General features: G+C 74.5%; 11 protein-coding genes. 4 read left to right on the plus strand and 7 right to left on the minus strand.

What is annotated here, in order from left to right:
• Positions 1–13: 13 nt before the first annotated feature.
• From HBO46_RS15020 to HBO46_RS15030, 3 genes are read left to right on the plus strand one after another with little or no spacing between them, the layout of a single operon-like run.
• Positions 14–730 (plus strand): DUF2877 domain-containing protein, encoded by a 717-nt coding sequence (locus HBO46_RS15020; RefSeq protein WP_166133128.1) that lies wholly within the window; start codon positions 14–16, stop codon positions 728–730.
• On the plus strand, positions 727–2,196 hold the full coding sequence (locus HBO46_RS15025) for an FdrA family protein (protein ID WP_166133130.1): 1,470 nt from the start codon (positions 727–729) through the stop codon (positions 2,194–2,196). Before HBO46_RS15020 ends, HBO46_RS15025 begins: the two co-directional genes overlap by 4 nt.
• Positions 2,193–3,629, plus strand: coding sequence for a YlbE family protein (locus HBO46_RS15030; RefSeq protein WP_166133132.1), 1,437 nt, complete (start codon positions 2,193–2,195; stop codon positions 3,627–3,629). Before HBO46_RS15025 ends, HBO46_RS15030 begins: the two co-directional genes overlap by 4 nt.
• Before the next feature lie 70 nt (positions 3,630–3,699).
• Here HBO46_RS15030 and HBO46_RS15035 read toward each other — a convergent pair whose 3' ends face one another.
• From HBO46_RS15035 to HBO46_RS15050, 4 genes are all read right to left on the minus strand, one after another.
• Positions 3,700–4,881, minus strand: a complete 1,182-nt coding sequence (locus HBO46_RS15035) for a PASTA domain-containing protein (protein WP_166133134.1) — start codon at positions 4,879–4,881, stop codon at positions 3,700–3,702.
• The gene (locus tag HBO46_RS15040) at positions 4,878–5,378 is read right to left on the minus strand and encodes a SigE family RNA polymerase sigma factor (protein WP_166133136.1); all 501 of its coding nucleotides are present in this window, start codon (positions 5,376–5,378) and stop codon (positions 4,878–4,880) included. Before HBO46_RS15040 ends, HBO46_RS15035 begins: the two co-directional genes overlap by 4 nt.
• A gap of 452 nt (positions 5,379–5,830) precedes the next feature.
• Positions 5,831–7,135: an HNH endonuclease signature motif containing protein gene (locus tag HBO46_RS15045; protein ID WP_166133138.1), complete on the minus strand. Its 1,305-nt coding sequence runs from the start codon at positions 7,133–7,135 to the stop codon at positions 5,831–5,833.
• A gap of 124 nt (positions 7,136–7,259) precedes the next feature.
• Positions 7,260–7,928, minus strand: a complete 669-nt coding sequence (locus HBO46_RS15050) for a lysophospholipid acyltransferase family protein (RefSeq protein WP_166133140.1) — start codon at positions 7,926–7,928, stop codon at positions 7,260–7,262.
• A gap of 174 nt (positions 7,929–8,102) precedes the next feature.
• Between HBO46_RS15050 and HBO46_RS15055 the strand changes: the two genes are divergently transcribed.
• Positions 8,103–10,490 carry an SCO7613 C-terminal domain-containing membrane protein gene (locus HBO46_RS15055; protein ID WP_166133142.1) on the plus strand — a complete coding sequence of 796 codons (2,388 nt, stop codon included), beginning with the start codon at positions 8,103–8,105 and terminating at the stop codon, positions 10,488–10,490.
• A gap of 66 nt (positions 10,491–10,556) precedes the next feature.
• Here the strand turns inward: HBO46_RS15055 and HBO46_RS15060 are convergent, their stop codons facing one another.
• The 3 genes from HBO46_RS15060 to moeZ all read right to left on the minus strand — a co-directional run bounded on the left by HBO46_RS15060 (position 10,557) and on the right by moeZ (position 13,004).
• On the minus strand, positions 10,557–11,144 hold the full coding sequence (locus HBO46_RS15060) for a DoxX family protein (RefSeq protein ID WP_166133144.1): 588 nt from the start codon (positions 11,142–11,144) through the stop codon (positions 10,557–10,559).
• 104 nt (positions 11,145–11,248) lie between these two features.
• Positions 11,249–11,569, minus strand: coding sequence for an MGMT family protein (locus tag HBO46_RS15065; protein WP_166133146.1), 321 nt, complete (start codon positions 11,567–11,569; stop codon positions 11,249–11,251).
• 217 nt (positions 11,570–11,786) lie between these two features.
• Positions 11,787–13,004, minus strand: coding sequence for an adenylyltransferase/sulfurtransferase MoeZ (gene moeZ / locus HBO46_RS15070; protein ID WP_166133148.1), 1,218 nt, complete (start codon positions 13,002–13,004; stop codon positions 11,787–11,789).
• Positions 13,005–13,210: the final 206 nt, after the last annotated feature.

Genomic DNA, 13,210 nt, shown 5'->3' on the forward strand with positions numbered 1-13,210 from the left:
TAGCGTCGAGGACGTGCCTCCCTCCCCCTCGTCCGCCACGGCCACCGCCGTGATCGCGGCGAGCGCGCCGGCACGCGTCCGCGACCTCCTCGCGGCCCAGCCCGACGGCACGACCCCGGTGGTGCACCGCGGCTCGCAGGCGGTGTACGTCGAGGTGCAGGGGAACTGCGTCGGCGTGGTCGCCGCCACCGCGACCGCGGTCCCGTGCGCGCTGCAGGTGGCCGGGGACTTCGTGCCCGCCGCCGGGCGCGCCGCGATCCGCGACGGGGTGCTGCACCTCGACGACGCGGCGCTGCGCATCGGGCGGATCCGCGACGTCCGGGTCCCCCGCCTGACCGGGGTCCTCGCCGCCGGCCCCGCGCCACTGTCGGCCGACGAGGTCGCCGCACTGGTCGGCGTGGGCGACGGCCTCACGCCGTACGGCGACGACGTGCTGTGCGGCTGGCTGGGCGCCCACCGGGCCGCCGGTGTGGCCACTCCCGACGTCGACGACGCGGTCCGCGCGCTCGCGCACCGCACCACCCTGCTCTCCGCGACCCTCCTCGACTGCGCCGTGCGCGGCGAGGTGCTCGCGGAGTTCGCGGACTGGCTGCGCTCCCTGGGCACCCCCCGGGAGCCCGCGGCCGCGGCCACCCTCGCTTCCATCGGCCACACCTCCGGCCTCGGTCTGCTGCGCGGCGCCCGGCGCGCGCTGACCGCCCTCGGCATCCGGGCGGAGGTCGCTGCATGAGCACAGCCGTCAGTTCCGAGACCGGTCCCGGCACCGGCACGTCCCACGTCGAGCTGCGCTCGGGTGCGTACGCCGACTCCGTCGCCCTGCTCCAGGTCAGCCGCAGCGTCCAGGGGGTCGCCGGGGTCCGCGCGGCCCAGGTCGCGATGGCCACGCCGCTCAACATCGAGGTGCTGACCTCAATGGGCTTCGCGGTGCCGGACGCAGCCGGGCCCAACGACATGGTGGTGGCGGTGCGCGTCGACGACGAGGACGCGCTCGCCGGTGCCCTCGCCGCGGTCGACGAGGCGCTGCGCGCGGCCGGCAAGCGCTCGACCGGTGCCAGCGCCGACGTCGCGCCGCACCGCACCACCGCCACCGCCCTGCGCGACGCCGAGGACGGCGCGGTCGCGCTGGTCTCGGTGCCCGGCCAGCACGCGCTGGTCGAGGCCATGGACGCCCTCGACGCCGGGCGCGACGTGATGATCTTCAGTGACAACGTCCCGGTCGAGCAGGAGGTCGCGCTCAAGCGCATCGCCGCCGACCGCGGCCTGCTCGTGATGGGCCCGGACTGCGGCACCGCCGTCGTCGGCGGCGTCGGTCTCGGGTTCGCCAACGTGGTGCGACCGGGCCCGGTGGGCATCGTCGCCGCCTCGGGCACCGGCTGCCAGCAGCTGCTCTCGCTCCTCGACCACGCGGGCGTCGGGGTGACCTCGGCGCTCGGCGTCGGCGGCCGCGACCTGTCCGCGGAGGTGGGTGGCCTGGCCACCCGCGAGGGGCTGCGCCGCCTCGACGCCGACGCCGACGTGGAGCTCGTCGTCGTGGTCTCCAAGCCCCCGGCCGCCTCCGTGGCCACCGAGCTGGAGCAGTACGCCGCGTCGCTCGAGACCCCCGTGGAGCTCGCGCTGCTCGGCGCCGGGCAGCCCGACCTGACCGCCGCCGCGGAGCGGGTGCTCACGCGGCTCGGCGTACCGGTCCCGGCCTGGCCGGTGTGGGGCAGCGCCCGCGCCGCCACCGGCCCGCTGCTGCGCGGGCTCTTCGCCGGCGGCACGCTGGCCGGCGAGGCCCGCCTGATCGCCGCCGAGGCGCTCGGGGAGGTCACCAGCGCGCCCGCCGCGCTCGCCGGCGACACCCACGCGGTCGTGGACTTCGGCGACGACGAGCTCACCACCGGCCGTGCGCACCCGATGATCGACCCGACCCTGCGCCTGGAGCACCTCGCCCGGGTGGGCGCCGACCCGCGCACCGGCGTCGTGCTGCTCGACGTCGTGCTCGGCCACGGCGCCGAGGACGACCCGGCCGGCTCGCTGGCGCCTGCGCTCGCCGCCGTCGCCGCCCCGGTGCTGGTGACGGTGGTCGGCACCGGCGCCGACCCCCAGGACCTGGAGCGGCAGGTCCGGCTGCTGGCCGAGGCCGGCGCCGAGGTCCACCTTTCCAACGCCGGCGCGACCCGCCGCGCCCTCGAGCTGCTGGAGGCCCGCGCATGAGCACCCCCACCGCCCCCGTGTCCTCCGTCGTCAACGTCGGCGCCGACCTGCTCGCCGACGCCGTCGCCAGCCAGGCCGTCGACGTCGCCCGGGTGGACTGGCGCCCGCCGCTGCCCGGCACCGAGTCCGACCTGGCCACCGTCGCGGCCGACCCGCTGCGCCGTGACGCCAACGCCCGCGCGGTCGCGGCGTACCACGGCGTGACGGCTCGACTGGTCGACGTCGTGCCCGCCTCCGAGGCGCTCGGCCTGGAGCCGGGGCAGTTCCTGCACGCCGGCCCGCCGATCACCTGGGACCGCGCGTCCGGCCCGCTGCGCGGTGCGCTGCTCGGCGGCGCAGCCTTCGAGGGCCTGGTCGAGGACCCCGAGGACGCTGCGGCGCTCTTCGAGGCCGGCTCGTCGGTCTCCCTGGAGCCCTGCCACCACCGCGGCACCGTCGGCCCGATGGCCGGCGTGGTCACCCCGAGCATGTGGATGTTCGTCCTCGAGGACGTCGAGACCGGGCGGCGTACCCACTGCTCGCTCAACGAGGGCCTGGGCAAGGTGCTGCGCTACGGCGCCTACTCCCCCGACGTGCTCGAGCGGCTGCGCTGGATGCGTGACGTGCTCGGCCCGCTGCTGCAGGGCTCGGTGCGCGCGGTGCGCGACTCCGCGGGTCCCGTGGACGTGACCGGCATCCTCACCCAGATGCTCCAGATGGGCGACGAGGCGCACAACCGCAACCGCGCCGGCACCTTGATGCTGCTGCGCGACCTCGCCCCCGCGATGGTGCTGGAGAGCGAGCGCGGCGGCGGGCTGAGCCCCGCCGACGTCGCCGAGGGCCTGCGCTTCATCGGCGGCAACGACCACTTCTTCCTCAACCTCGCGATGCCCGCCTGCAAGCTCGCGCTCGACGCGGCCCGCGGCATCGAGGGCTCGACGATGGTCGTGGCGATGGCGCGCAACGGCACCGACTTCGGCATCCAGACCGCCGGCACGGGCGATGAGTGGTTCACCGGTCCCGCCCAGCTCGCCGACGGGCTCTTCCTCGGCGACTACGGCCCGGACGACGCCAACCCCGACATCGGCGACTCGGCCATCACCGAGACCGCCGGCATCGGCGGCTTCGCGATGGCCACCGCCCCCGCGATCGTGCGCCTCGTCGGCGGCACCGTCCCCGACGCCCTCGCCACCACCCGCCGCATGCACGAGATCGCCCTCGCGGAGAACCCGCGCTGGTCGGTGCCCGTCCTGGACTTCCAGGGCACCCCGACGGGCATCGACGTGACCCGCGTCTGCCGCACCGGCATCCTGCCGCAGATCAACACCGGCATGGCCGGCAAGGTCGCGGGCGTCGGCCAGGTCGGCGCCGGGCTGGTCACCCCGCCCGAAGAGATCTTCCCGAAGGCGCTCGCCCGCCTCGCCGAGCTCACCCGCGAGCGCGCGCAGGCCTGATCAGCACGCTCCCCCGGTCGCCCGGGGCCAGGGCCGGATCCTTCCGGCTCAGGCCTCGGGCGATCGCTGCTCAGCTGACGATGACGGTGACCGTGCCCAGGACGACGGGCTCTCCGTCGGCGGTGATGGTCAGCGTCACGGTGGTACGGCCGGGCGCCATCGCCACCCAGGAGTGTGGGTAGTTCGGTCCCTGCTTCCAGTCGTCGACGGCCAGGGAGCTGCCGTCAAGCTCGCCGGCGAGGGTGCCGGCACGGTTGCCGTCCGCGTACGCCCAGACGCGATCGCCGACATCGACCTTGAGCGTGGCGCCGGCCCGGACCTGGGCGTCCTCCAGCGCCGTGTCGCCCTCACCGGCGGCCATCCCGACCCGCACCTCGTCGGCGGGTCCCTCGGGCTCGGCGACCATGGTCACGGTCACCACGGCGCCGGGGTCCAGCATGGTGCCCGGTTGCGGTGAGGCCCCGAGGACGTAGCCGGCTGCGACGCCGGGCATCTTCTTCGTCTGGACCTCGGCGTTGAAGCCTGCCTCGCGCAGCGCGTCGAGGTACTTCTCGCCGGCGCTCTCTTGCTCGTGGACAGAGAGGGTCTGGTATCCGGGCACGCCGACCTGGTCGTCCGCGATGCGGATCTGCTCCAGGATGCGGTCGACGTCGGCTGCGCTGGTGGAGGACTCGGCGCGGAAGGACACGCCCAACGACGGGAGGTGGACCGTTCCGTTGCAGACCTGCGTGTCGCCGACGTCGGGCGCGCAGCGGGTCCCTTGGCGCTGCGCCTCCATGCCATCGAGGGTGAAGGTCTCATCGGCGGTGAAGTCGAAGCGCGGCTTGCCCTGCGTGACCTCGACGCTGTCGACGCCTCGGGGACGGTTGGTGAGGCAGAGCGGGATGACACCGACGTCGATGACGACGGTGTCCTTCTGCGGCACCCCGCACCGGGTCTCGTTCGTGCCCCAGCTCTGCGGGACGGCGATGGCGGCGTGGCCGAGCCCGACGAGTCGCACGTCGGATGCGGGAGCGGCAGGGGTAGGGGATGCGGCGGGCGGCTGCGGGCCTGGTGCACCGCCCGTCGAGGAGAGCACAGCAGTTCCGCCGGCGACGGCGACGACTGCCGCGGCGCTGGCCAGGGCCAGCGTGAGGGCACGGCGTCGGCGCACGCGGTCGGCCGCACCGACCATGGTGTCCACGGGTGCCGGCCCGACGTGCACGCGGCCCGCGGCGCGCTCGAGTAGTTCGGTGAGGTGCTCGTCGGTCATGGTGTGCCTCGCAGTTCGGCCAGGTGGGGGTCTTCGGCGAGGACCTTCAACGCCCGCGACAGGCGGCTCTTCACGGTGCCGGTCGCCACGCCGAGCACGGCCGCCATCTGCTGCTCGCTCAGGTGGGCGTAGTAGCGCAGCACCACGGCCGTCCGCTGGTCGCGGTTGAGCCGGTCGAGGCTGCGCAGCACCGCGTCGGCCGTGTCGATGGCCACCGTGTGGTCGAGGCTGGGCGTCTCGGGCATGTGGGCGGTGGCGTGCTCGCGGGTCCAGTGCCGCCTGCGCGAAGAGGCGAAGGTGTTGACGAGCACGCGGTGCACGTACGCGTCGCGATCATCGGCCCGCTCCACCTTGCGCCAGTGGACCAGGCAGCGCATCAGCGCCGCCTGCACCACGTCCTCGGCCTCCGCCGGCGAACAGCCGAGCAGGACGGCAGCGCGAACGAGCCGCGGCCATCTCGCCGCGACGTACTCGCTGAACTCGTCGTTCCGGGTCATCCCGCCCCTGCTCCTGTCGTGGTCCTCAAAGACGTAGACGCGCCAGCTCGTGGCTGAGGTTCCGTTGCCTGAACACCGGGGTCCGACCTTCTCGCTCGCGGCCCGCGCAGGGCCGCGACCCCGCCAGCGTCAGCTGGCGGGGTCCGGGGCGGTCGACCTACTCGTCCGGTGGGTGTGCGACCCCTGGGGCGCCCTCGGCCCCCGTTGGTCGAGCGGGCGTCCGTTGGTCGAGCGGGCGTCCGTTGGTCGAGCGGGCGTCCGTTGGTCGAGCGGGCGTCCGTTGGTCGAGCAGGCGTCCGCTGGTCGAGCAGGCGTCCGCTGGTCGAGCGGACGTCCGTTGGTCGAGCGGACGTCCGTTGGTCGAGCTTGTCGAGACCGGAGTCCGAGGAACGTCGACCCGGACACGGGTGTGGCCCCGCCAGCGTCGGCTGGCGGGGTCCGGGGCGGTCGATCTACTCGTCCGGCGGATGTGCGGTGACGAGCCGGGTCTCGCCGCGGTCCTTGACCAGGTGCAGCCCGTGCGGGGATCGCCAGAGGTACGTCGCGGCGTCGGTCCTGTCATAGGTCCACGCCGTGTGGGTCTTCGCCCGATGATGTCGCCGGCACAACGGCGCCAGATTGCAACTGCAGGTCGGGCCACCGTCACCGTGGGCAGTGACGTGGTCGGTGTCGCACCTGCGGGCCGGGCGTTCGCACCACGGGAACGCGCACACCGGCTGGGCCAGACGGGTCTGCTCGGTGAGCTTGTCAGGGATCGCGTAGGCGTCGGTGTGGTGATGGGCATCCAAGTCGATGACCGGCTTGATCACCACCTGGGTCTCGGGGTTGGCGCACCAGTCGCGGACCTGTTCGGTCGACACGATCGACCGGGTCTCCTCGACGTGCGCGATCCCGGCCTCATCACGGGAGATCGCAGCGTCGGAGAGGTGGACGTGGATGACGACCTGGCGGGGCTTGACCGCCGACGCGGCGCCCTCACCGGCCTCGCCCCGCAGGTCGAAGGCGAGCTGGCGTCGGGCGAACTCCCCGGCGGCCATCGAGCGGCGCACGTCCAACGACTCCGTCGACCCGAGCGCGGCGAGCTCCTCGGCGCCGTGGCGGATCGCGGTGTCCAGGTCGAGGGCATCGGCCAGGTCGAGCTCGCCCTCCACCCGGACCGTGCCGTCGTGGGTCGCCTCGCGGGTGTGGACGTCGAAGCGGCGGCCGTCCGCGGCCTCGCGGCGCTGCTTCTCCGCGCCCTCGGGGTCGAAGACCGCACGCGCGTGGTCGACGAGTCGCTCGATGCCGGCCCAGCCGACCTTCCCGACCCTTCCGGCGAGCTGGCGGTCCACGAAGTCCGCACCCTCGACTGGCAGCCGCAGCGTCAGCTGCGCGAGTCGGCGGCCCTTCCACACCGGAACCGCACTGGCACGCATCTGGGCCCAGGTCCGCGGCAACCGGTGCGCCAGCTCGAGCGCGGCACCGACCAGTGCGCGGGCGGCGTCGTTCGACATCCCGAGCGCCGCCCCGAGCTCCATCGGCGCGAACTCCGCCACCAGCGGCGTCCCCTCACCACCCAGGGGCACCGCCACCTCAGCGAAGACCCACGCCGCGGCCGGCGCCTGCGGCGAGATCGACTCCGCCGGGTGCATCACCGCCCAGGCCAGGGCGGCCTCCAGGACCCCGAACTCCGCCCGCTGGGCCGCAGCCCGCTGCTCCTGCGCGAACGCCAGCACGGCGGCTGGGGTGCCGCAGTCGGGGAGCTCGTGGTCGGCCATGCCTCATTCTACTCGAACGCACGTTCGACGAGAAGGGGTCTCGTGCTCTCCGAAGGTAAAGACTTGCGGGCCCGGTGCCTCCGCTGAGCGCCGTCGCCAGGCGGAAGGACATCCGCCCGTGCCCTCAGACCTCGGGCGTCCGCTCGTTGTAGACCCCGGCGTACTCCTGACCGCTCAGCGCCTGCACGGCGCTCATCACCTCGTCGGTGAGCTGGCGCCGGGCCTTGCCCAGGGGGATCCCCTCGAAGCGGCCGGCCACCTCGATAGGGCGGCCGAACTCCACGGTGATCGGCACGATCCGGGGCAGCCGCGCGCCGACCGGCTGGACCCGCTCGGTGCCGACCAGGCCGACCGGGACGATCGGGCAGCCGGCGGTGAGCGCGAGGTGGGCGACGCCGGTGCGCCCGCGGTAGAGACGACCGTCGCGCGAGCGGGTGCCCTCGGGATAGATGCCGAACGCCTCGCCACGGCCGAGCACCTCCAGCGCGGTGTCCAGGCTGGCGATCGCGGCGCGGGAGTCGTCGCGGTCCACCGGGAGCATGCCGAGCCCCTCGAACCAGGCCCGGCTGATCGCCCCGGAGACGCCGGTGCCGGTGAAGTAGTCGGACTTCGCCAGGAACACCACGGTGCGCGGCACGACCACCGGGATCACGACGGAGTCGACGAAGCTGAGGTGGTTGCTGGCCAGGATCACCGGGCCGGTGCGCGGGACGTTCTCCAGGCCCCGGACCGTCGGACGCCAGACCGCGCGGGCGAGTGGCGGGACGATCGAGTGGAGGGCGCGGTAGAGCACCCGCCCAGTCTGGTGGTTACTCGCCGGTCCGCCGATCCGGTCCGTCCCTCGGCGCGCCGCCCCGCCATGGGCGCCGACTCACGGACGTTGCCGGGCCGCCCTGAGTGCGCGTACTCAGTGCGGCTGAGCAGGCGCACGCTGCCGGTGGCGCCGCGCCGCTGGTGGCATGGCCCCATGCCTCGCTTCTACGACCCCACGACCTGCCCGGAGTGCGCCGCGCCGATCGGGCCGGCGCCCTCGCAGTGCGGCGCGTGCGCGCTGCCCCTGACCGGGCCGCTCGCCGTGCAGCTGCAGGCCACGCTGCGCCACGCCGACATGCTGCTGATCGCGCTCCGTCGCAGCCCCGCACCCGCCCCGGCACCCGCACCCGCGGCGTACCCGGCGTATCCGGCAACCGCCTCGAGTACGCCGCGCCGCACCGGCGTCCGCGCCGCGTCCGTGCCCGCGGTCCTGCTGTCGCTGGGCGCGCTCTGCCTGCTGGTGGCCGCGGTGACCTTCCTGGCCGTCGCCTGGTCGTGGCTGGGCATCGGCGGGCGCACCGGCGTACTGCTCGCCCTCACCGCAGGGAGCGCGGGGGCCGGCGCCTGGGCGGCACACCGCGGCCTGCGGACGGCCGCCGAGTCTCTCAGCACCGTCGCCCTCGGGCTGCTCGCGCTCGACGTCCTCGGCGCGGCGGCGGCCGGCTGGCTGGCCGGGAGCTCCGGCGCCCAGACCCTCGCCGCCGTGGGCGCGGCGCTCGCCGTGGGCGGGTGGGTGCTGCTGCTGCCGCCCGCGCGGCTGGTGGCCCCGCAGCTGGCGGTACCGGCCGGGATCTCGGTGTGCGCCCTCGGGACCGCGGTGGACACCGGCTGGGTGCGCCCGGTCGCGCTCGTCGCGGTGCTCCTGCTCCTCGCCGTCGTGGCGCTCGCCCGCCGCACCGGTACGGCGCCGCTCGCGACCGCAGCTTCGCTGGCGGCGGTGCCCGCCTGGCTCGCCCTCCTCGGAGCGGGCCTCGCCCGCGGACTGGACGACCCGGCCCTCGGCGCGCTCTGGACGAGCTCGACGGGACCCGTCCTGCTCCTCACCGCCGCCCTCCCGCTGCTGGGGATCGTGGTCGTGCCGGGCCACCGCCTGCTCGAGCAGGTGTGCGCGGCGACCAGCGCCGTGACGCTGACCGGCGTGCTCCTGCTGCCCGTGCTCGACGAGCCCGCCTCGACCGCGGCCGCGGCAGCGCTCGGCGCCCTTCTCGTCTGGAGCGGCCTGCTGGCCCGGGCCCCGCGCCGCTGGGCGACCGCACCCCTGGTCGCCGCGGTCACCGCGGCCCTCCCCGTCACGGTGGTCGTGCTGACGCTCCTGACAGCGGCCACCGCCCGGTCCCTGTCCGGCCTCGCCCTCTTCGGCTCCCCCGCCTCCGCGCCGCTGCCCGCGGTATCCCTCCCCCTGGCGCCGGCGCTGCTGATCCCCTCCGTCGCGGGCCTCGCGCTGGCCGCGCTCGCGGCGGCGCCGGGGCTGCGCGACCGTCGTGCCCTCGCCCCGGGCGCGCTGGTCCTCGCCCTCGCCGGCGCGGGCACCGTCGCCCTCGAGAGCGCCGACCGGTGGCCGGTCGTCGTCGCCCTGCTCGTGCCGGGTGCGGTGGCCGGGGCACTCGGCCTCCGCCGCGGTCGTACGACGTGGCAGGTGACGGGCGTCGTCGTGCTGGCCGCCGCGGTGCTCGTGGGCCTGCCGAGCGCGGCCCTGGCCGCGGGCGCGCTGCTGCTCCTCGGGGCGCTCACCGGAACCATGACCGCGCAGGACCGGGTCCCGGGCCCCGCGGTCCTGCCGCCGGCGGCCGGGCTGCTGGTGCTGGCCGTCGGCGACCTCGCCGGCGCCCACCTCGACCTGGTGAGCCTGGTGGTCCTGCTGGTCCTCGGGCTGCTCGCCCTGGCCCGGCCCCGCCTCGAGCTGCTCGTGTCGGCCGCGGCGCTCGCGGTGCCCGTCGCGTCCGCCGGGGTGCTCGCCGCGCCCGACCAGTCGTGGTCCCTGGCGGTGCACCTGTGCGTCTCGGGCGCCCTGGTCACCGGTGTCGCCCTGGTCCACGCCCGGCGCGAGCTGGGCGCGGTGGGCGGCGTGCTGCTCGCCGCAGCGACCTGGGTGCGGCTGGCCGACCTCGGGGTGGGCACGCCGGAGGCCTACACCCTGCCCAGCGCGATCGTGCTGGCGCTCCTCGGCCTCCGGGCGATGCGCCACGACCCGAGCGTGCCGAGCACCCGCGTGCTCCTGCCCGGGCTGGTGCTGGGCACCGTCCCGACGCTGCTGGTGGTGCTGGCCAGCGACCCGGTCTCGCTGCGCGCGGCCCTCCTCGGCCTCGCCTGCCTGGTGCTCGTCCTGGGCGGGGCCCACCTGCGCTGGCAGGCGCCGTTCGCCGTCGGCGCGGTCGCCGGACTGCTGGTGGTGCTGCGCGAGCTGGCGCCGTACGCCGCCGCGCCGCCGCAGTGGCTGCTCATCGCCGCCGCCGGCACCGTGCTGAGCGTCGTCGGCATCACCTGGGAGCGACGCGTCGCCGACCTGCGCCGGGCCGCGGCGTACGCCGGCCGGTTCCGCTGAGCGCCCACGCCCACGAAGAAGCCCCCGGGACGAGGTCCCGGGGGCTGCGGATCGGATCGGCGAGGTTCAGATCAGCCAGCGGTGGCGCTGCACCAGCGGCAGGCTGGACCAGAGGCGACCGAGGCCGAGGGTGCGTCCGCTGTCGAGGAGGGCCAGCATCACCAGCAGGCCGGCGTAGATGAGGTGGTCGTCCATGAAGGGGTTGTTCGCCGGCCAGAGCGCGGCGGCCCACATGAGCACCAGCATCAGGGCCCCGGAGACGGCGGCGATCCGGACACCGATGCCGAGCATCAGCGCCAGGCCGATGCCGGCGAGACCGACCATGAACGCGACGTCGACGACGGTGTGCCCGGCGAGGCTCTGGAACGCATCGGCGAACGGGCCGGAGGTGCCGAAGGAGAGGAAGCCCTCGGTCGGGCTGCCGCCGTTGATCCACGACGCGTCGCGCTCGGTGGCGAAGCCGAGGCCGAACAGCTTGTCGAGGAAGGCCCACAGGAAGACCCAGCCGAGGCTGATGCGGAGCACGGCACCGACGTAGCGGGCGGCGCGGGCGCCGGGGGTGTCGGGGGCGACCAGCTCGGGCTGGACCTGGCTCTGGTCGGCGAGCGAGCCGTTGCCGTGCCGCTGACCTCGGGGGGTGGTGTGGACGTTCATGGCTGCTCCTCCTGTTCTGCTCGGCTGGGGCGTTCTCTGATGACTCCACCGTGCCGCTGGTGGGGTCTTCCCGGGGAGAGTCGGAGGTTCACACCCGGCGGGACCTACTGCCCGCGGGGCGCGGGGTCTAGGTCCGGCCAACGGGCTATGCGGAGGTCGACCGCCCCCGAGGACCGGTACGGCGTGCCCTCGGCCAGGTGGTGCTCGCGCGCCCGCGCCGCCAGCCCCGGGGGCACCGTGCCGTCCGCGCGGACCACGCGCCACCACGGCACCGCGGCCCCGTGCTCGGCCATCACCGCACCGACCCGGCGCGGCCCGTAGCGCCCGAGCGCCGCCGCGATCGCGCCGTACGTCGTGACCCGGCCGGGCGGCACCTGCTCGACGAGCGACAGCACGGCCTCGACGTAGTCCTCGGGATGACGCACGCCTCGACGGTAGGCCAGCCCGCCGGATGGAGGCGCTCCGGGCCGCCGTCGACCCGGAGCGCCCTCCCCGCCCCCCGGCGGGTCGATGAGGATCAAGCGCGACGTTCGTCAGTTCCAACGCGCGGAGCCGCGCCGGGTTACGCCCGGACGCGACACTGCCCCGCCCGGCGGACCGGACGGGGCAGCGCGAGGAGCAGGTTGGGACCTGCCGCCGGACTCAGTACGACGGCTGGCTGGGGTCGATCTGGTTGACCCAGGCGACCACGCCGCCACCGACGTGGACGGCGTCGGCGAAGCCGGCGCCCTTCACGATCGCCAGCGTCTCGGCCGAGCGCACACCGCTCTTGCAGTGCATGACGACCTGCTTGTCGGAGGGCAGCTTCTCCAGCGCGGAGCCGTTGAGGAACTCGCCCTTGGGGATCAGCACCGAGCCGGGGATCTTGTTGATCTCGTACTCGTTGGGCTCGCGGACGTCGACGAGGACGAAGTCCCGCGTGCCCTCCTCGCGCTCCTTGAGCATCTGCTCGAGCTGGACCACCGAGATCGTCGAGCCCGCAGCGGCGTCGGCGGCCTCGTCGGAGATCGCCCCGCAGAAGGTCTCGTAGTCGATCAGGCCGGTGACGGTGGGGTGCTCACCGCACAGCGCGCAGTTCGGGTCCTTGCGGACGCGCAGCTTGCGGTACTCCATCTCCAGGGCGTCATAGATCATCAGCTTGCCGACGATCGGGTCGCCGATGCCGGTGAGCAGCTTGATCGCCTCGTTGACCTGGATCGAGCCGATCGAGGCGCACAGCACGCCGAGCACGCCGCCCTCGGCGCAGCTGGGGACCATGCCCGGCGGCGGCGGCTCGGGGTAGAGGCAGCGGTAGCACGGGGCGTCCACGGACTCGCCGTTCTCGTCGGTCGCATGCGGCCAGAAGACCGACGCCTGACCGTCGAAGCGGTAGATCGATCCCCAGACGTAGGGGATCTTCAAGAAGTACGCCGCGTCGTTGACCATGTAGCGCGTCGCGAAGTTGTCGGTGCCGTCGACGATGAGGTCGTAGCCCTCGAAGACCTGAAGCACGTTGTCGTTGTCGAGGCGCTCGTTGTGCACCACGACGTTGACGTAGGGGTTGGCCTCCTGGATGGCGTCGCGTGCCGACTCCGCCTTGGGGCGCCCGATGTCGCTCTGGCCGTGGATGATCTGGCGCTGCAGGTTGGACTCGTCGACCTCGTCGAACTCGGCGATGCCGATCGTGCCGACGCCGGCCGCGGCCAGGTAGAGCAGCGCGGGACTGCCCAGGCCGCCGGCGCCGATGACCAGCACCTTGGCGTTCTTCAGCCGCTTCTGCCCGGTCATGCCGACGTCGGGGATGATCAGGTGGCGGCTGTAGCGACGCACCTCGTCGATGGTCAGCTCGTCCGCCGGCTCCACCAGGGGAGTAAAGGACACGACATGCTCCTTGCAAGGGTTCGTCTCGGTAGTCGTCGACGACAGCGACCGGAGCCGCGACCGTCCACGGCACAACGCCGCACGACACCACCATGTTCCCTCCTCGCCTTCCGAGGCCCGGCACGGCGTCCCGTCATCCGGACCTGCGCTACGGGCCGGTAGGGTCCCCACGACACTCGGGATCGGACTCGTTGAGGAGCACAGGT

Origin of the sequence: Nocardioides ochotonae, assembly GCF_011420305.2 — a bacterium.
Classification (GTDB): domain Bacteria; phylum Actinomycetota; class Actinomycetes; order Propionibacteriales; family Nocardioidaceae; genus Nocardioides; species Nocardioides ochotonae.

What these genes read in the sequence shown, in the direction of transcription:
- HBO46_RS15025 (WP_166133130.1), top strand. Translation starts at nt 727, where the DNA reads ATGAGCACAGCCGTCAGTTCCGAGACCGGTCCCGGCACCGGCACGTCC.
- HBO46_RS15030 (WP_166133132.1), top strand. Translation starts at nt 2,193, where the DNA reads ATGAGCACCCCCACCGCCCCCGTGTCCTCCGTCGTCAACGTCGGCGCC.
- HBO46_RS15035 (WP_166133134.1), bottom strand. Translation starts at nt 4,881, where the DNA reads ATGACCGACGAGCACCTCACCGAACTACTCGAGCGCGCCGCGGGCCGC.
- HBO46_RS15040 (WP_166133136.1), bottom strand. Translation starts at nt 5,378, where the DNA reads ATGACCCGGAACGACGAGTTCAGCGAGTACGTCGCGGCGAGATGGCCG.
- HBO46_RS15045 (WP_166133138.1), bottom strand. Translation starts at nt 7,135, where the DNA reads ATGGCCGACCACGAGCTCCCCGACTGCGGCACCCCAGCCGCCGTGCTG.
- HBO46_RS15055 (WP_166133142.1), top strand. Translation starts at nt 8,103, where the DNA reads ATGCCTCGCTTCTACGACCCCACGACCTGCCCGGAGTGCGCCGCGCCG.
- HBO46_RS15060 (WP_166133144.1), bottom strand. Translation starts at nt 11,144, where the DNA reads ATGAACGTCCACACCACCCCCCGAGGTCAGCGGCACGGCAACGGCTCG.